A 17,702-nucleotide genomic window follows, 5' to 3' on the forward strand; every position below is an offset into this window, starting at 1 on the left:
TGCCAGGCAAGAGGTCGGTGATATAGCCCAGATCGCCGTTAAAGACATTGCTTTCAGCATCGTTGACCAGATGAATGACCTTGTCCCCTTGCCGGTATTGGCAGTCTGGCGCTTCAAAGACCAGTTGGTCTTTTTCTGATGGATTTATTAAATCTTGCATGAGTTGGTTGATCTGGTCGATTCCTGCGGGTCCTCGGTACATAGGAGCCAGGACTTGGACGTCCTGGGCAGGGATGCCACTACGAATGGCAGCGGCTACGATTTTCTTAATCATGTCAGGGATATATTCACTAGTTGCTTCAAAATAGGAACGATCCGCCTTTTTTTCAGTAAAATCAGCTGGCAGAATCCCTTGCTGGATTTGACTGGCCAGGGTAACAATTGTTGAATCTTCTCCTTGCCGGTAGATTTTTGTCAGCTTGGTTTGGGGCAAGATAGGTATTTTTAAAAGATCGGCCAGAACCTGACCTGGACTGACAGACGGAAGCTGGTCAGCATCCCCCACAATGAGGATCTTGCTGTTGGAAGAAATATTGCTAAGTAGTTGATTGGCTAGCCAAGTATCGACCATAGAAAACTCATCCACAATGATGAAATCAGCATCCAAATAGTCATCTAAATGACTGGTATCATCATCTCCAGTCATCCCTAGATGCCGGTGAATAGTAGCACTGGGGAGTCCAGTTAATTCATTCATTCGACGGGCAGCTCGTCCAGTCGGAGCAGCAAGCAGAATAGGTAATTCCTGTTTCTTAGCTAAATCTAGTTTGTGAAGAGCAGCATAAGTAGCGATGATGCCATTGATAACGGTCGTTTTACCAGTTCCCGGCCCACCCGTCAGAATAAACACCTTATGATTAATGGCATCGCAGATAGCCTTCTTTTGAATATGGTCATAGCAGATTCCTAAATCTTGCTCGACTTGTTCGATGATACTGTCGAGTTTTGGGGCATCAAAGGTTTCTTGTTTGCCTTTTTCTAGAATCCGAATCAGATTGCTACGGATACCTTCCTCGGCGAAATAAAGACTGTTTTCAAAGATTTTTGTCTCAACGTTTTGGATCTTATCTTCTTCGATAAGGTGAGCCAATTCATCCGCTACCAAGGCAGGATCAAGTTCAACCTGACGGGCATTCTCCAGCAAATCAATGGTGTGGGATAGCAAGTCACGTGCTTCTATATAAGTATCACCTGTCTCCATAGATTGGCTGAAAAGGGTATGAACAAGACCAGCCCGGAAACGCTCTGGAGCATCGCTTTCAATACCAAGTTGCTGGGCCAACTGGTCAGCTATTTTGAAACCAATACCTTGAATGTCCTCAACTAGTTGATAAGGATATTTTTGGACAATTTCCAGCGTTTCTTCTTTATAGGTGTCTTGAATCTGCAAGGCAAGTTTATTGGGGATGCCATATTCAGCGAGTTTAGAGAGCAACATCTCTGTGCCGTAATTTTGTCTCAGTTTGCTGACGAAGGCTTCCCGATTGACTGCAGAAAGGCCATTAATACTTACGAGACGGCTAGGATCAGCTAAAATCTGGTCAATCGTATTATCGCCATAGAGGTCTACTATTTTTTGGGCGGTTTTGACACCGATCCCTTTAAAATGATCGCTAGCAAAATACTTGACCAGGCCCTTACTGGTTGGCTTGGCTCTTTCGTAGCGAGTTACTTTTAGCTGTTCCCCGTATTTGGGATGCTGAACAAGAGTTCCCCAAAAAGTATAGTCTTGTCCTTCCATGATATCGGCCATGGTTCCGGTCACGATAATCTCAAAATCATCAAATTCTGCATCTGTGTCCTCGATATCCAGCAACAAAATTCGAAAGAAATTGTTGGGATTTTCAAATATAATGCGTTCGACGGTTCCTGAAAAATAGAATTCCATATCTCTCATCCTAGAAAAAAAGGCAGACAAGCCAATGAAACCTGCTGTCCTGCCCTTTTTATTTCTTGATTCTTATTGGCTTAACAAATGGTACTTAGAAGATACCAATCTTATTGAGTGGCCAGAAGCGTAATTTTGCTTCTCCTTCAATTTGACTGGCCTTGAAGTTTCCAACTTCTCGGCTATCTCGTGATACGAGTCGGTCATCTCCTAGAAGGAAATAGTGTCCCTTAGGAACTTCGACAGTGAATGTTGAGTTGCCGAGAGAGTCCTGAGTGAAAGAGTTGGCTTGTTCAGCAATTTGCTGGAACATCTTCCGGTAAGAATAAGTCGACTGCAATTTGTCCTTTTTAAATTTAGAAATATATTCTTTTAAGTAAGGCTCATCAGTTTTCTTACCATTGATATAGAGTTGGTCATTTTCATATTTGATGGTATCACCAGGCATACCAATCACTCGCTTGACAATCCGTTTCTCGTTCCCATTTTCATCTGTTTCTTTAGCAACAACGATATCAAAACGGTCGATGGGTAGATAGCGGACTTCGAGTAGATACTCTCCATCAGCAAGGGTCGGGTCCATTGAGTGGCCACTTACCAAAAATGGAGACCAGAGGAAGAGTCGGGTGAGGAGCAAAGTAGCCATGAAGAGGATGAAAAATCCCCATTCTTTCATAAATTTTTTAAAACTAGACATAACTTACCTTTCTAGTAATTGTTTTGCTTTTTGAGTATTTTTAAAATGTAGTTTAGCGCTTGTTTCAAGACCGGCCATACCATAAGCCTTCAAAATCTGACTGGCCACTTGATCACTTTTAGCTCCTGCTCCGCTTGGTAATTGGTAGCCTAATTCCTGGCTCAGAATCTCTAGATTCTCTAAGAAAAGATCGCGGGCTATGATGGAGCTGACAGCCACAGCTAAGTATTTTCCTTCAGCTTTTTCTTCTAAATGAATCGCCTGACTAACCTGATTTCGCTCTTGCTTGACATAACGCTGGTAATTGGTGCTGCTAGTGAAGGCATCAATTACGATTTGATCAGGTTTTATTCCTTTTTCTAGCAAGAGATAGATGGCTTGATTGTGAAGAGCAACCTTGACTGAGACAGCATTGTAACCTGAAGCAATGACTTGGTTGTATTTCTTAGGTGATAAGAGCAGGGCTTGATGGGTGATTTTTTCTTTTAGGATAGGAGCTAACTGGCGAATTTTTTGATCCGTCAGGGTTTTAGAATCTCCAACACCTAATTTTCTGAGAAAATCCTCCTGTTCTTTAGTGACAAAAGAAGCCACAACAGCTAAACCGCCAAAATAGGAACCATTACCGACCTCATCCGTTCCTATCATAGCTTGGTAGGCGATTTTCTGCGGAGGCTGAGTGAAATCTGCTGTCTCTTTGAAAAAAAGGGCATATTTTTCTGCCTCTTCTCCCTGAAGAAGTAATTTACCAGAAGTATAGACACTGGCTGTTGCTTGCTCCAAACGGAAAAAATAACGGATATAAGGATTTTTACTAGAGCTGAGATATTTTTTATATTGCTTAAGAAATGCTTGAATCTCCTGCTCACTCGGTGTTAAGGTGAATTGTCCCATGCCTTCTATTTTAACATAAAAAAGAGTAAAGTTGAAAAAAAGATTGACGGACTTTTTATCTTCAAGCATATTTTAGAAAAGCAGGATAGAGGGGTGGCCCTGACCTGACAAAAGGCTTGATATTTGGTATAATATAACGAGGTGATTTTATGGCAAATTTGAATCGATATAAGTTTACATTTGGAAAGAAGACCATGACTTTAACAACAGGGTTTGATAATCTGTTTATGGAGGAAGTCGAAAAGGTCGCGACAGAAAAATACCAAGCAATCAAGGAAAGAATGCCCCAAGCGGATGATGAAACCTTGGCTATTTTGCTTGCTATTAATAGCCTGTCAACTCAGTTAAATCGTGAAATTGAATTTGATGACAAGGAAAGAGAATTAGAAAGCTTGCGTCGAAAAGCCCTAACTGAAATAAAAGAAAAATCTTTGCAAACAGAGGGGCCTTTATGATTATTTCACTACTAATTTTACTGATTTTGGCATGGAGTTTCTATATTGGCTACTCTAGAGGGATTGTCCTTCAGGCTTATTATTTACTATCAGCTATTGTAGCCTTTTTTATCGCTAGTCAATCTTACCAAGGTTTAGCCCGCTTTTTAAGTTTGTGGGTCCCTTATTCAAGTGCGACAGAAGGAGCTACAACGTATTATTTTCCTAACAATCAGCTCTTTCATTTAGATAAAGTCTTCTATGCTGGTCTAGCTTTTTTCATCATTTACACCTTTGTTTATGCGATTGGTCGCTTCATCGGGATTTTTATCCATTTAGTACCTAAAGGGAATACGGATTCTCGTTGGTATAATGTTGCGAGCGGTGTAATTGCTGTTTTCATTTCCTTATTTGCCATTGAAATGTTCCTAACGGTTTTCGCTACTGTACCACTAGCTTTTATTCAAGATCGCTTAAATCACAGTGGTTTAGCTAGCTTCATTATTAACCATACCCCAATTACCTCTAGTCTCCTGAAGTATTTTTGGGTTACCAAGGTGATTGGATAAAAGGACTCAGTTGGCCGACTAGCTGGGTTCTTTTTCACTAGAAAAAGATATTATCATGAATACAAAAATATTAGAAACCTTAGAATTTAATAAAATAAAAGACTTGTTCCAAGGCTTTTTGCAAACGGAGCAGGGAAAGTTGGAATTACAAGTTTTACAGCCGACCACAAAAAAAGAGGCAATTGAGAGAGCCTTTTTAGAAGTTGCAGATATGGAGCAGATTTTAGTAGAAGATCCGCATTTTCATTTGGCAGCAACCAAGGATATCACTGCTATTAGCAAGCGTTTGGAGCTTGATGGTGACCTGAATATCGAGGAATTGCTTGTTTTAAAAAAGGTTTTGCGCGTTTCGCATGACTTGGTTACTTTTTATAATGATTTAGAAAATGTTCGACTTCAAGAATTGAACCGTGTTTTTGAAAATCTAGTCGATTTCCCTGCTATTCAAGGGAGTCTGTTAGCTGTCAACGACGGGGGCTTTATTGAAAGTTTTGCTAGTGAAGAACTGGGGAGAATTCGTCGCAAGATCCAAGAGAATGAAAGCAAGGTACGAGATCTTTTGCAAGAAATTCTCAAAAACAAGGGAGACATGCTGGCAGATCAAGTGATGGCCAGCCGGAATGGCCGCAATGTGCTGCCGGTTAAAAACACCTATCGGAATCGGATTCCAGGAGTGGTGCATGACATTTCTGCTAGTGGAACGACAATTTATATCGAGCCAAGGGCAGTGGTCAATCTCAATGAGGAAATTTCCAACTACAAGGCGGACGAGCGCTACGAACTCTTGCGAATTTTGCAAGAACTATCTGCTATGATTCGCCCTCATGCAGCTGAAATTGCCAACAATGCTTGGATTATCGGTCATCTTGACTTGGTGATGGCCAAATTGGCCTTTATGAGAGAACGAGGAGCAGTAGTGCCAGCCTTATCCGAGACACAAGCCATTCAGTTGCTACAGGTTCGTCATCCCCTGATTGAAAATGCAGTAGCTAATGATTTGCATTTCGGACCTGATTTGACAGAGATTGTCATTACTGGACCAAATACCGGTGGTAAGACCATCATGTTGAAGACCTTGGGTCTGGCTCAGATCATGGCCCAATCAGGTCTGCCAATTTTGGCGGACAAGGGGAGTCGCGTCGGGATTTTCAGTCAGATTTTTGCAGACATTGGTGATGAGCAGTCCATTGAGCAGAGCCTGTCGACTTTCTCCAGTCACATGACCAATATCGTCTCTATTTTAGAGCAGGTTGATAGCGAGAGTCTGGTTCTGCTGGATGAGCTGGGAGCTGGAACTGATCCGCAAGAGGGTGCAGCTCTGGCTATTGCTATCTTGGAAGATTTGCGGCTAAGGCAGATTAAAACCATGGCGACGACCCACTATCCTGAGCTCAAAGCCTATGGGATTGAGACGGACTGGGTGGAAAATGCCAGCATGGAATTTGATACAGATAGTTTGCGGCCGACCTACCGCTTTATGCAGGGGGTACCTGGCCGCTCTAATGCCTTTGAAATTGCTAGGCGTTTGGGCTTGTCGGAAGCTATTGTTGGCCATGCCCAAGAGCAGACCAACACAGACAGCGATGTCAATCGGATCATTGAGCGATTGGAAGAACAGACGCTGGAAAGCCGCAAGCGCTTGGACAATATCCGCGAGGTGGAACAGGAAAATCTCAAATTTAACCGAGCCCTCAAAAAACTTTACAATGAGTTTAACCGAGAAAAGGAAACCGAGCTCCATAAGGCACGCTTGGAAGCCCAGGAAATCGTGGATATGGCTTTGTCAGAGAGTGAGAGCATTCTCAAAAATCTCCATGATAAGTCCAGTCTCAAACCGCATGAGATTATCGAAGCCAAGGCTCAGCTTAAAAAGTTGGCACCAGAAACGGTTGATTTATCAAAGAATAAGGTGCTCAAGCAGGCCAAGAAAAATCGGGCGCCCAAGGTGGGAGATGATATCCTAGTCACCAGCTATGGTCAGCGGGGAACCTTGGTCAAGCAGCTCAAGGACGGGCGCTGGGAAGCCCAGGTCGGTCTGATCAAGATGACTCTAGATGAGCAGGAATTTAATCTTCTCAAGGCTGAAAAGGAACAACAGCCTAAGCGCAAGCAGGTCAATGTGGTCAAGCGAACCAATACCAATGGTCCAAGAGCCAGACTGGATCTGCGTGGTAAGCGCTATGAAGAGGCCATGGAAAAGCTTGATGCCTTCATCGATCAGGCCCTTCTCAACAACATGGCTCAGGTGGATATTATCCACGGTATAGGAACGGGTGTCATCCGTGAAGGAGTGACAAAATACCTCCGCCGCAACAAGCATGTTAAGTCCTTCGGCTATGCCCCGCAAAATGCTGGTGGTAGTGGCGCGACGATTGTCATCTTTAAGTAGAGAAGCATCGGACACTCCGTAGCAAATATTTTCTTTTCCTCTATGTTTAGTGTACAATATTATCAAAAGTAAGCTATTCAAAGGAGAAGATTTATGGTAGCAGCAGTTACAGATGCGACATTCGCAGAAGAAACAAAAGACGGACTGGTTCTGATTGATTTTTGGGCAACTTGGTGCGGTCCATGTCGTATGCAGGCGCCTATCTTGGAGCAGTTAGCAGGGGAAGTTCATGAAGATGAACTGAAAATCCTTAAAATGGATGTGGATGAAAATCCAAATACCGCTCGCGAATTTGGTATTATGTCCATTCCGACCCTTCTGTTCAAAAAAGACGGTCAAGTCGTTAAGCAAGTAGCTGGTGTTCATACGAAGGAGCAACTGAAGGCTATTTTGGCAGAATTAAATTAAGAAAGAAGCTTTAGGCTTCGATTTAGATTGAAGACAAAGTTCTTAGAACACCAGTTTCTAAGGGCTTTTCTTTGTGTAAAGTTGCATAAAAGATATAAGAAGAGTTGCGAGGTGTTTTCCATGTTTTACAAAGAAAAAACAGATTATAATCGTCGCCAATATGGCTTCTATACAATAGACGAATTGCCCCAAAAGATTACTCCCTTTGACAAGTAGAATCAAGGATTGATTTGGCTCTATATATGACTTGGTTGAAGATACTTGTGGCCCGGTTATAATGGGTCGTAAACCAAAGAAAATCTGATAGGAGATGAGACATAACTAAAAGCTCTTCAAGCAGAAAATGAATGCCTAAGAGCGGAGGATGCTGTTCTAAAAAGTTTATAAAATTTCAATTGAAGGAGGAAAAGAAAGAAGAAAAACGGAAATTATCCAAGAATTGCTAATTGAGTTTTCTTTTGATATTCTTCTAAAGATTGTCGAAATTGCTCGCTCACCGAACTTGGAACAAGTAAAAACTATGTTGGAGGAAGCATTTACAGAGAAATATCAGGAAAATACCATTCTTTACAGAGACCAAGTCTGATAACATCAACACGCTTCTTATCATCACTTTAGAGGATAAAGGGATTCAATAGTTCATGTCATCCAAAGGTAACAGTCCAGACAACAGTATGAAGGAGTCCTTCTTAGGAATTCTTAAGTCTGAGATATTTTATGGTTATGAGAAGACGTTTCAGTCACTTAATCAATTGGAACAAGCTATTGTGAACTACATTGATTACCACAACAACAAACGAGTTGAAGTCAAATTGAAAGGACTCAGCCCTGTGCGATGCAGAACTAAGTCCTTTACTTAAATTATTGTCTAACCTTTTGAGATTGGTACAATTTTCTTGTTATGAGAAAGTTTTCTATTGCCAGATGTCCTGTATTTGTGCGATTTGAGCCTGAGCTTGTTTTTCGAAAACCTTGTATTTGTATGTCAGATCCTGCGCCATCTCTTTGATATTGTCTCGCTGTTCTTGGATAATGGCGAGATTGTGCTGGATGTTAGCTAAATTATCTTGAATTTTATCCAAGATATCGGATGTTTCGACGACTTCTTGGCTAATTGTCTTCCGATTTTTGACCAAATGGTAGCTGGCCAAGGCAGCACCTGTGAAAAGCATGAGATTTGAAAATTTCATAGTCCCTCCCTAAGCTTGAGCAATCTTTTCAGCCAGTTGAGCTAAGGCTGAAAAATCTGGTTCGTGGGCTTCAAAGCTGATTTGTAAACCGTCTGTCTCTTCGTAGCGAGGAGCTAGGTGGACATGGGTATGAAAGACGGTCTGGCCGGCGATTTCTTCGTTGTTGTTAAGGATGTTCATGCCTTTGGCGCCTGTTGCTTTCATGACTTTTCGGGCGATGTCTGGGACACGAGCGAAGAGCTGACTAGCACTGTCTGCATCCATTTCCAAAAGATTTCTGAAATGCTGCTTGGGAACGACCAAAGTATGGCCTGGAGTGACCTGAGAAATGTCTAGAAAGGCGACTACCTGGTCATCTTCATAAACTTTAGAAGACGGGATTTCCCCTACGATAATCTTACAAAAAATACAATCAGCCATAAATGATACCTCTATTCGCTAGATTTTTGTTATAATTTAAAATATAAGAACATTATACCAGAATTTGGAGAAAATATGTTAGAAATCAAAGGCCTTACAGGAGGCTATATTAACATTCCTGTTTTGAAAGATATTAGCTTTGAAGTGGGCGATGGTCAGCTAGTTGGTTTGATTGGTCTCAATGGTGCTGGTAAATCCACTACCATCAATGAAATTATCGGTTTATTGACGCCTTATAAGGGAGAAATTCGGATTGATGGTTTGCAGCTGCGAGAAAATCCTAGTGCCTACCGTAAGAAGATTGGTTTTATCCCAGAGACACCGAGTCTCTACGAAGAGCTGACCTTACGTGAGCATATTGAAACGGTGGCCATGGCTTATGATATCGAGCAGGAAGTCGCTTTTGAGCGCGTGGAGCGCTTGTTAACTATCTTCCGACTGAAGGATAAGTTGGACTGGTTTCCAGTGCATTTCTCTAAGGGGATGAAGCAGAAGGTCATGATTATCTGTGCTTTCGTAGTAGATCCTAGTCTTTTTATCGTGGACGAACCCTTTTTGGGGTTGGATCCGGTAGCTATTGCAGACCTTATCCAGCTCTTGGATGAGGAAAAGAAAAAAGGCAAGTCCATCCTCATGAGTACCCACGTTCTGGATTCAGCTGAGAAGATGTGCGATAGCTTTGTGATTTTGCATAAAGGGCAGGTGCGCGCTAAGGGCAATCTGGCTGAGTTGCGAGGACAATTTCAGATGCCGGAAGCTAGTCTCAATGACATCTATCTTGCCTTGACGGAAGAGGCTGTCTTATGAAAGAAGTATTTGCTAAACGCAAGCAGGATTTCCGTCAGCGCTGCCTGAAGTACTTGCGCTATGTTCTCAATGATCACTTTGTCCTGTTTTTATTGATTTTTCTCGGATTTCTGGCGGTTCAGTACAATCAATTGCTGCGGAATTTCCCTAGTCAGTCTTGGCCGATCATAGCCGGATTAGTCTTGTTTTCTGTGGCCATTCTTCCTTTTGGTAGTATTGCAACCTATCTGGAGAAGCCAGACATGCTCTTCTTGCTGGTGCAGGAGCAGGCGATTATTGAGTTTGTTAAGGGACAAATCCAGCGGTCTTATATCCTCTTTGGCCTGCTACAAACCTTGTTACTGCTTTTGTTAGCGCCCCTGTTTTTGGCTCTAGGTTTGCCAATCTGGGGCTTTGGACTGTACTGCCTCCTTATGTTATTGCTAAAATGGCTGGTCTTTCAGTTCAAGGGGCGTCGCTTTTTCTTGTCTGATCGTCTCAATTGGCAATATGCAATCGCGGCTGAGGAAGGGCGCAAGCAGAAAGTTCTTCGTTTCTTCGCTCTCTTTACAAATGTAAAAGGCATTTCCAATAGTGTCAAAAGAAGAGCTTACTTGGACGGGCTGACGAGACTTTTGTCTAAGATCCATGCCAAGACTTGGCAAAATATGTTTCTGCGCTCTTATCTTCGCAATGGCGATCTATTCCCTCTGACCTTGCGTCTCCTGCTTTTAGCCCTGCTGACAATTGCTTTTGTTAGCCAGCCTTGGATTGCTGCAGGTTTTGTTGTTCTCTTCAACCATCTTTTGCTTTTTCAGTTATTGGCCTTGTATGAAGCTCTTGATTATCAGTATTTAACTAAGCTTTTTCCGCTGAATAACAAGTCTAAAATCAAGGGTGTAAGACAGGTTATTACAGGGATTGGACATAGTGTTTTGCTTTTTGAAACGCTAGTGGCAGTGCTCTTTTTTCAAGATAAGATGGCAGTGTTAGCAATGCTTGGAGCGACAATCTTTTTGTATCTAGTCTATTTGCCATATAAACTAAAAAGATTGGTTGACTAAAAGAATGAAAATTAGTAAAATAGTGAGGAAACTTTTTAAGGAGGGGAATCATGGTCTTGGTTGATAACGAGCTAGCCCTGACACCAATAGCTGGTAAGAGCGGAAAGGCCTATATGGGAACTTATCCAGACGGGGGGCGAGTTTTCGTCAAGATGAATACGACCCCGATTCTGGCAGGTTTAGCCAGAGAACAAATTGCTCCGCAACTTCTGTGGAGTCGACGCTTGCCAGATGGCAATGTTATGAGTGGCCAAGAATGGCTTTCAGGTGCCATTTTAACACCAAATGACATGTCGAAAAAGCAAGTAATCAATATTTTAACGCGTTTGCATCGGTCGCGGCCTCTGATGACTCAGTTGGCTAAATTGGGTTATATTTTGGAAACACCGATCGATTTAATCAATAGCTGGCTCAATCAAGCGCCGGTCGTTTTGCGGAACAATCAGTACCTGCAATCAATTATTCGGGATTTGCGGCAAACGGTACCTGCTTTTCGTGAGGACTACGCGACGATTGTCCATGGTGATGTACGGCATAGCAACTGGTTTCAGACGGATAGTGGCTTGATTTATTTGGTGGATTGGGATTCCGTTCGCTTGACGGACAGGATGTTGGATGTTGCTCATATCTTGAGTCACTATATCCCAGATACCAATTGGCAGGAGTGGCTGACCTACTACGGTTATAAGTACAATGACAAGGTTATCAAAAAACTGTATTGGTTTGGTCAATACTCTTATCTGATGCAGATTGCTAAATATTACGAAAACAATGATTTAGAAAATGTGAACCGGGAGATTTACGCTCTACGCAACTTCCGTTCTAAGTATGGAAAGGTAAGATGAGAGTAAGAAATCGTAAGGGGGCGACTGAACTATTAGAAGCCAACCCCCACTATGTAATTCTAAATCCAGCTGATGCCAAGGGAAAATGGCGGGAAATTTTTGGTAATGACCACCCTATCCACATTGAAGTCGGAAGTGGTAAGGGGGCTTTTATCACAGGAATGGCCAAGGCTAATCCAGATATCAACTATATCGGAATTGACATTCAGAAGTCTGTTCTCAGCTATGCTTTGGATAAGGTTTTGGCGGCTGATGTACCCAATATTAAGCTGCTCTGGGTGGATGGTTCAGATTTGACCAACTACTTTGCAGACGGAGAGATTGACCGGCTTTATCTGAATTTCTCTGATCCATGGCCTAAGAAACGGCATGAAAAACGTCGCTTGACCTATAAGTCTTTCTTGGATACCTTCAAGCAAATTTTGCCAGAAAAAGGAGAAATCCACTTCAAGACGGATAATCGTGGCTTGTTTGAATACAGTCTAGTCAGTTTTTCGCAGTATGGCATGATTCTCAAAGGTGTTTGGCTGGATCTTCATGCCAGCGACTTTGAAGGCAATGTCCTAACCGAATATGAGCAAAAATTCTCTAGCAAGGGTCAGGTTATTTACCGAGTTGAAGCAGAGTTTCAATAAAAATTGAGAGAGTCCTAAATAGATTTTCTATCTCAAATGTCGGGTTTTATGACTGATTTTTGTTGAATAGAGCCCTGTGGGGGCTCTTTTTTATTTTGTTTTGATTATCAAACTATAAAGATTGTTTTTGTTGTTTTCATTCTCTTGAAACGGCGTCGCTAAAGCTTTTTTCTATCCCTATAATATGATATTACACTTTTGTTACAGAAAAAAAATAGACAGTAAAATCCTTGATATAATAGGGAAAAAGCGGTATAATTATTGGTATGGTTTAATGTCTAAACTTTGACATTAGAACCACCAATCATATGTTATAAAATACTTTGCTGCTCAGGCGTTAAGGTGTGGAGTAATAGGTGGTTGAACTATATTTTAAAAAGGAGAGATGTTCATGGATAAAAATGCGAGACGCAGATTAAACCGTGCGAGTGCTGAGAAACGACTTCGATACTCAGTTCGTAAGTTTAATGTGGGCGTGGCTTCTGTAGCAGTCGCAGCTTTCATGTTCTTTGGGGGGAATGTCGTTTCAGCCGATACGTTAGCTAAGACGGATTCTTCAAGCACCTCTACGGAGAAAACGACCTCTGTGCCAGATTCAGGAGAAGATTCGGGAGCGAATGATTCTGACTCCGAGTCGGCCATAGAAAAGAATTCTACCGTAGCAACTGTCGCTGAAAGCAACGCAGTTTCAAGTGCAGCATCTACAGCATCTTCTACCTCTGCTGAAGACCTATCAAGCAAAGTGGAAGAAAAAACTGTTAAATCAGAAGTTGCTTCAAAAAGTGAAGCAGCTTTAAAAGAGGCTACTTCACAAGTATCTAAAGCTTCAGTAGCGACTAGCCAATCAACTGCTGCAACTCAGTCTGAGGCTCGAGTTAGCCCAGCTTCTTCAGCTACTGCGGAGTCAACTGCAGTTTCATCTGAAGCAGCTGCAGAATCAGCTGCCGCTGTAGAACCTGCTAAGGTATCAGTTGAAAAGGCAGCTAGTCAAGCAGCTAGTTTGGCAACAGCTAGCAAAACACCAAATGCAGTAGCTAAGAGTGAGGCTAATTCCACATTAGCAGCAGCTCAAAACGAAGTAAATAAAGGTTACGCTGATTTCCGTAAATCAGGAGAAAGCGGCTTCCGTTCGTTTGACCCACAAACAGGGAAAACAACTGTAACGAAGGAAAACTTCCTTGACTACTTCAGATTGAATGGTTCAGCCACCTATAATTCATACGATGGTATCGTAACCCTTACTCCAGATGAAAACTCTAAGACAGGTAACTTCAGTCTGAAGAGTAAGATCAATATGAACCAAAGCTTCAAGCTGACTGGTGGAGTTAACCTTGGTGATAAGACTCAAGAACGTTATGGTGCCGATGGTATCGGTTTTGCCTTCCATACAGGGAACACAACAGACCTAGGTGCTGATGGTGGTAACCTTGGTATCGGTGGTTTGCGTAATGCGACTGGTTTCAAACTGGATACTTTCTGGAACGTCTTCACGCCACCGAAAGGAAATCGTTTTGATACTAACAACACTGACTCTTTCCAATATGGTTGGGCGGAAGACCCTCGTCTGGGACAATTCGGTGCTTGGGTAAATACCACTCATAAAAAAGTTCGTGGTGGTGGCATCTTCACTGGTGGCGAATATGATCGTTGGTGGGCTGAGACAGATGCTGGTAGTGCTCAACGTCTAGACTCAAGTGACCTAGATGGTCGTTTCCACAGATTTGCTATCCAGTATGACGGTGTAACCAAGGAATTAACTGTCTCTTACGAAAGTAATCTTGGTATCAAGCAATGGAAGAAGAAGGTTTCTACTCCGGAAGAACTGATGTCCATGGTGGTTACGGCGACGACTGGTAACTACAAGAACTTGCAACAGTTCCAAATCAAACGTTTCGATTTCTACCAAAGTGCCTCTGTTGACGTGCGTTATGAAGATGAGCAAGGTCGAGAAATCGCTGAAGGCTCAGTAACCTATCCACAAGGTGCCTTTAAAAGTAAGCCTTATACTACTGAACAGAAGAAGATCCCTGGCTATGGTTTCATTGGAATGAAGAGAGGTAGCTTGCCACCTTCAGGAACTCTTGCTGACTGGGGAACAAACGGTACTGTAACCTACGTTTATCGTAGAGGTGCTGCCGATGTTAAGACAGAAAAACAAACTGTTACTCGTACAATCGAGTATCGTTATAGAGATGGTCAAACAGCAGGACGTCCAGCACTTCCGCAAACAGTTACTCAAACAGCTGAGTTTACTCGAACAGTTACAGGTGGCAGACCTGGCCCATGGAGTCCAGCGAGCCAAAACTTTGGTGGCGTAAATACACCAAGCATTACTGGTTTCACACCAGATAGAACTCGTGTGGATGGTATCACAGTGAACGCAGGTTCTACTCCAGGAACTGAGATTGTTTACTATGAAAAGATTGCGCCAAGAGTAACAACTGAAACTAAGGATGTTACTCGTACAGTTGCTTACGAATACGAAGATGGCGTGACTTCAGGTCGTCCAGCTCTTCCGCGTGAAGTACAACAAAATGTACAATTTACTCGTCAAGTGTCAGAAGACCCAGTGACTGGTCAAAAGACATACGGCAATTGGACACCAAGTCGTCAAACTGTAGATGCGGTTGATACACCAGCAATTAAAGGCTTTACACCAAATAAAACTCGTGTAAATTCAGCCTCTGTTTCGCCAACAGACCCAAGCTGGCGTGAAATCGTTTCATACCGTAAGAATAATCCGAAAGTAACAACTGAAACTAAGGATGTTACTCGTACAGTCGCTTACGAATATGAAGATGGTGTGACCTCAGGTCGTCCAGCTCTTCCACAACCTGTTGAGCAAACAGTTCAATTTACTCGTCAAGTGTCAGAAGATCCAGTAACTGGTCAGAAGACATACGGTAACTGGACACCAGCTCGTCAAAATGTAGCGGCAGTTGATAGTCCAGAAGTAGCAGGCTTTACACCAAATAAACCACGTGTAAATTCAGCTTCTGTTGCTCCAACAGATCCAAGCTGGCGTGAAATTGTAAGCTATTCTGCTGCAACTCAAAAGGGAAGCATCGTTTACCGTACAGATGGTAAGAATGGTGTTGAAGCTAAGACTCTACACACGGATAACGTAACAGGTAATTCAAACACACCTGTCAACTACACAACAACTGCGAAAATCAATGAATTTAAACAGTTGGGTTATGATCTTGTTAGCGATGGCTTTACTAAAGCAGGCGGTCAAAAATTTGACAGCAATAACAATGTAGATCAGAAGTGGGAAGTTGTCCTTACTCCACGTATTGAGACAAAACAAGAAACGAAGGATGTTACTCGTAACGTTCGTTACCAATACAAGGATGGAGTGACAGCAGGTCGTCCAGCACTTCCTCGCCCAGTTACTCAAACAACAACATTTACTCGCCCAGTTTCTGTGAACAAGGTGACAGGTGTTGAAACTCCAGGTCAATGGAACAAGCCAAGCGAAGAACTTCCAAAAGTTGATTCTCCAGCAGTTACTGGCTTCACTCCAGACAAACCAAGTGTTCCAGCTGCAACTGTTACTCCTACATCTCCTAATGAAGATGAAGTAGTAAGCTACAGCCAAGATGATCAACGCGGTATCATCGAGTATGTAACAGATGGACAAAACGGTGTTCCAGCTAAGACTCTTTACACAGACGGTGTTACAGGTAAATCAGGGGAAGATGTTGTTTATTCAACTGCTAGCCGTATCGCTCAACTTCAACAAGCAGGTTACAAACTTGTAAGTGATGGCTTCACTCAACCAAGTGGTCAGAAGTTTGATAACGATAAGACAAAAGACCAAGTTTGGAAAGTTGTCGTAACCCCACGCGTGGATGACAATACGAATCCAGCTGATTTGAACAGCAAGGTTACACGTACCATCAAGTATCAATACGCAGATGGTCAAACAGCGGGTCGTCCAGCTCTGAAAGCTCCTGTAACTCAAGAAGCAGCCTTCACACGTACTGGTAAAATAAATGCTGTAACTGGTGAAAAGACCTTCACTGCATGGACACCAGCTACGAAAGAATTGGCACAAGAAGCTACACCAGTAGTAACTGGATTCGTGGCAGATAAGGCCAATGTAGCAGCGAAGACAGTGAAAGCTGGCGACGCTAACAGTGAAGAAGTTGTACAATACAAGAAGCTCGGTTCATACGTACCAAATGTACCAGACGGACTTCCAAAAGTACCAAATCTTCCATATCCAAACGATCCAAATAACCCAACTAAGCCGGGAACAGATCTTCCAGTGGTACCACATGTACCAGGAACTACACCAGTAGGCCCAGATGGTACTACGCCATTGACACCGAAAGATCCGAGCGATCCAAGCAAGGGTTACAACCCACCACCAATTCCAAGTGATCCAACACAGGATACACCAATCAATTATGTTAAAGATGGTCAAAAAGCGATTATCACATTCGTAGACCAAGATGATAACAACAAGGAAGTTGGTAAGGTCGTTGAAAGCGGTAAGTCAGGTGAGCCAATCGGTACAACTAACTACGCAACCCGTCTGAAAGAATTGACAGACAAGGGCTATGAAGTTGTGAACGATGAGTTCAAGGGACCTAAGACCTTCGATAACGATGATAAGAAGGACCAACAATTTGTGGTTACTCTTCGTCATGGTAAAGAAGCAATCAAGGATCCAGCAGAACTTAACAAGAAGGTTACACGTACCATCAAGTATCAATACGCAGATGGTCAAACAGCGGGTCGTCCAGCTCTGAAAGCTCCAGTAACTCAAGAAGCAGCCTTCACACGTACAGGTGAACGTAACCGTGTAACTGGCGTTGAAACCTTCGGCGCATGGACACCAGCTACGAAAGAATTGGCACAAGAAGCTACACCAGTAGTAACTGGATTCGTGGCAGATAAGGCTAATGTAGCAGCGAAGACAGTGACTCCTGATGATAAGGATAGCGAAGAAGTTGTACAATACAAGAAGCTCGGTTCATACGTACCAAATGTACCAGATGGACTTCCAAAAGTACCAAACCTTCCATATCCAAACAATCCAACAGATCCAACGAAACCAGGTACTGACCTTCCAGTAATTCCAAATGTACCAGGCACTACCCCAGTAGGCCCAGATGGTACAACACCATTGACACCGAAAGATCCGAGCGATCCAAGCAAGGGTTACAACCCACCACCAATTCCAAGTGATCCAACACAGGATACACCAATCAATTATGTTAAAGATGGTCAAAAAGCGATTATCACATTCGTAGACCAAGATGATAACAACAAGGAAGTTGGTAAGGTAGTTGAAAGCGGTAAGTCAGGTGAGCCAATCGGTACAACTAACTACGCAGCTCGTCTGAAAGAATTGACAGACAAGGGTTACGAAGTGGTGAACGATGAGTTCAAGGGACCTAAGACCTTCGATAACGATGATAAGAAGGACCAACAATTTGTGGTTACTCTTCGTCATGGTAAAGAAGCAATCA

14 protein-coding genes and 1 pseudogene are annotated in these 17,702 nt (G+C 42.7%); 10 read left to right on the forward strand and 5 right to left on the reverse strand.

The features are described from left to right. The 3 genes from Q0191_RS08380 to rnhC form a co-directional block, all read right to left on the reverse strand. The coding region (locus Q0191_RS08380) for an ATP-dependent RecD-like DNA helicase (protein WP_297665567.1) at positions 1 to 1,888 on the reverse strand (1,888 nt) is incomplete at its 3' end. Between the two features lie 94 nt (positions 1,889 to 1,982). Further along, positions 1,983 to 2,585 (reverse strand): signal peptidase I, encoded by a 603-nt coding sequence (lepB, locus tag Q0191_RS08385; RefSeq protein WP_061599787.1) that lies wholly within the window; start codon positions 2,583 to 2,585, stop codon positions 1,983 to 1,985. A gap of 3 nt (positions 2,586 to 2,588) precedes the next feature. Further along, complete coding sequence (gene rnhC, locus Q0191_RS08390) at positions 2,589 to 3,479, reverse strand: ribonuclease HIII (protein ID WP_297665570.1); 891 nt, start codon at positions 3,477 to 3,479, stop codon at positions 2,589 to 2,591. A gap of 149 nt (positions 3,480 to 3,628) precedes the next feature. Between rnhC and Q0191_RS08395 the strand changes: the two genes are divergently transcribed. The 5 genes and pseudogenes from Q0191_RS08395 to Q0191_RS08415 form a co-directional block, all read left to right on the forward strand. Next, complete coding sequence (locus Q0191_RS08395; RefSeq protein WP_008808274.1) at positions 3,629 to 3,934, forward strand: hypothetical protein; 306 nt, start codon at positions 3,629 to 3,631, stop codon at positions 3,932 to 3,934. Next, positions 3,934 to 4,482 carry a CvpA family protein gene (locus Q0191_RS08400; RefSeq protein ID WP_297665591.1) on the forward strand — a complete coding sequence of 183 codons (549 nt, stop codon included), beginning with the start codon at positions 3,934 to 3,936 and terminating at the stop codon, positions 4,480 to 4,482. The genes Q0191_RS08395 and Q0191_RS08400 overlap by 1 nt, the downstream gene beginning before the upstream one ends. Before the next feature lie 55 nt (positions 4,483 to 4,537). Next, positions 4,538 to 6,871, forward strand: coding sequence for an endonuclease MutS2 (locus tag Q0191_RS08405; protein WP_297665573.1), 2,334 nt, complete (start codon positions 4,538 to 4,540; stop codon positions 6,869 to 6,871). A 93-nt stretch (positions 6,872 to 6,964) separates the two neighbouring features. After that, positions 6,965 to 7,279 (forward strand): thioredoxin, encoded by a 315-nt coding sequence (gene trxA / locus Q0191_RS08410; RefSeq protein WP_297665575.1) that lies wholly within the window; start codon positions 6,965 to 6,967, stop codon positions 7,277 to 7,279. A 484-nt stretch (positions 7,280 to 7,763) separates the two neighbouring features. Further along, positions 7,764 to 8,139, forward strand: a pseudogene (locus Q0191_RS08415) (IS3 family transposase); the annotation flags it as partial. Between the two features lie 54 nt (positions 8,140 to 8,193). Here the strand turns inward: Q0191_RS08415 and Q0191_RS08420 are convergent. After that, a complete protein-coding gene (locus Q0191_RS08420; protein ID WP_297665577.1) occupies positions 8,194 to 8,469 on the reverse strand; it encodes a hypothetical protein in 276 nt (91 codons plus the stop codon). A gap of 9 nt (positions 8,470 to 8,478) precedes the next feature. Further along, positions 8,479 to 8,889, reverse strand: a complete 411-nt coding sequence (locus Q0191_RS08425) for an HIT family protein (RefSeq protein ID WP_297665579.1) — start codon at positions 8,887 to 8,889, stop codon at positions 8,479 to 8,481. A 75-nt stretch (positions 8,890 to 8,964) separates the two neighbouring features. Here Q0191_RS08425 and Q0191_RS08430 point away from each other — a divergent pair, with 75 nt between their 5' ends. The 5 genes from Q0191_RS08430 to Q0191_RS08450 form a co-directional block, all read left to right on the forward strand. After that, a complete protein-coding gene (locus tag Q0191_RS08430; protein WP_297665581.1) occupies positions 8,965 to 9,696 on the forward strand; it encodes an ABC transporter ATP-binding protein in 732 nt (243 codons plus the stop codon). Beyond that, positions 9,693 to 10,739 carry an ABC transporter permease gene (locus tag Q0191_RS08435; RefSeq protein ID WP_297665583.1) on the forward strand — a complete coding sequence of 349 codons (1,047 nt, stop codon included), beginning with the start codon at positions 9,693 to 9,695 and terminating at the stop codon, positions 10,737 to 10,739. Before Q0191_RS08430 ends, Q0191_RS08435 begins: the two co-directional genes overlap by 4 nt. A 50-nt stretch (positions 10,740 to 10,789) precedes the next feature. Beyond that, on the forward strand, positions 10,790 to 11,584 hold the full coding sequence (ccrZ, locus tag Q0191_RS08440; protein WP_149517864.1) for a cell cycle regulator CcrZ: 795 nt from the start codon (positions 10,790 to 10,792) through the stop codon (positions 11,582 to 11,584). Next, on the forward strand, positions 11,581 to 12,219 hold the full coding sequence (gene trmB / locus Q0191_RS08445; protein ID WP_297665587.1) for a tRNA (guanosine(46)-N7)-methyltransferase TrmB: 639 nt from the start codon (positions 11,581 to 11,583) through the stop codon (positions 12,217 to 12,219). Before ccrZ ends, trmB begins: the two co-directional genes overlap by 4 nt. 391 nt (positions 12,220 to 12,610) lie before the next feature. Continuing rightward, positions 12,611 to 17,702, forward strand: a 5,092-nt coding sequence (locus Q0191_RS08450) for a mucin-binding protein (RefSeq protein ID WP_297665588.1), incomplete at its 3' end; no start/stop codon positions are given.

The organism is uncultured Streptococcus sp., from assembly GCF_938036805.1.
In the GTDB taxonomy this organism is placed as follows: domain Bacteria; phylum Bacillota; class Bacilli; order Lactobacillales; family Streptococcaceae; genus Streptococcus.

Bases quoted from the DNA above. Each gene is read 5' to 3' on its own strand.
- trmB (WP_297665587.1), top strand. From the start codon at position 11,581: ATGAGAGTAAGAAATCGTAAGGGGGCGACTGAACTATTAGAAGCCAAC.
- Q0191_RS08405 (WP_297665573.1), top strand. From the start codon at position 4,538: ATGAATACAAAAATATTAGAAACCTTAGAATTTAATAAAATAAAAGAC.
- rnhC (WP_297665570.1), bottom strand. From the start codon at position 3,479: ATGGGACAATTCACCTTAACACCGAGTGAGCAGGAGATTCAAGCATTT.
- lepB (WP_061599787.1), bottom strand. From the start codon at position 2,585: ATGTCTAGTTTTAAAAAATTTATGAAAGAATGGGGATTTTTCATCCTC.
- Q0191_RS08395 (WP_008808274.1), top strand. From the start codon at position 3,629: ATGGCAAATTTGAATCGATATAAGTTTACATTTGGAAAGAAGACCATG.
- Q0191_RS08420 (WP_297665577.1), bottom strand. From the start codon at position 8,469: ATGAAATTTTCAAATCTCATGCTTTTCACAGGTGCTGCCTTGGCCAGC.
- Q0191_RS08425 (WP_297665579.1), bottom strand. From the start codon at position 8,889: ATGGCTGATTGTATTTTTTGTAAGATTATCGTAGGGGAAATCCCGTCT.
- trxA (WP_297665575.1), top strand. From the start codon at position 6,965: ATGGTAGCAGCAGTTACAGATGCGACATTCGCAGAAGAAACAAAAGAC.
- Q0191_RS08430 (WP_297665581.1), top strand. From the start codon at position 8,965: ATGTTAGAAATCAAAGGCCTTACAGGAGGCTATATTAACATTCCTGTT.
- Q0191_RS08435 (WP_297665583.1), top strand. From the start codon at position 9,693: ATGAAAGAAGTATTTGCTAAACGCAAGCAGGATTTCCGTCAGCGCTGC.
- ccrZ (WP_149517864.1), top strand. From the start codon at position 10,790: ATGGTCTTGGTTGATAACGAGCTAGCCCTGACACCAATAGCTGGTAAG.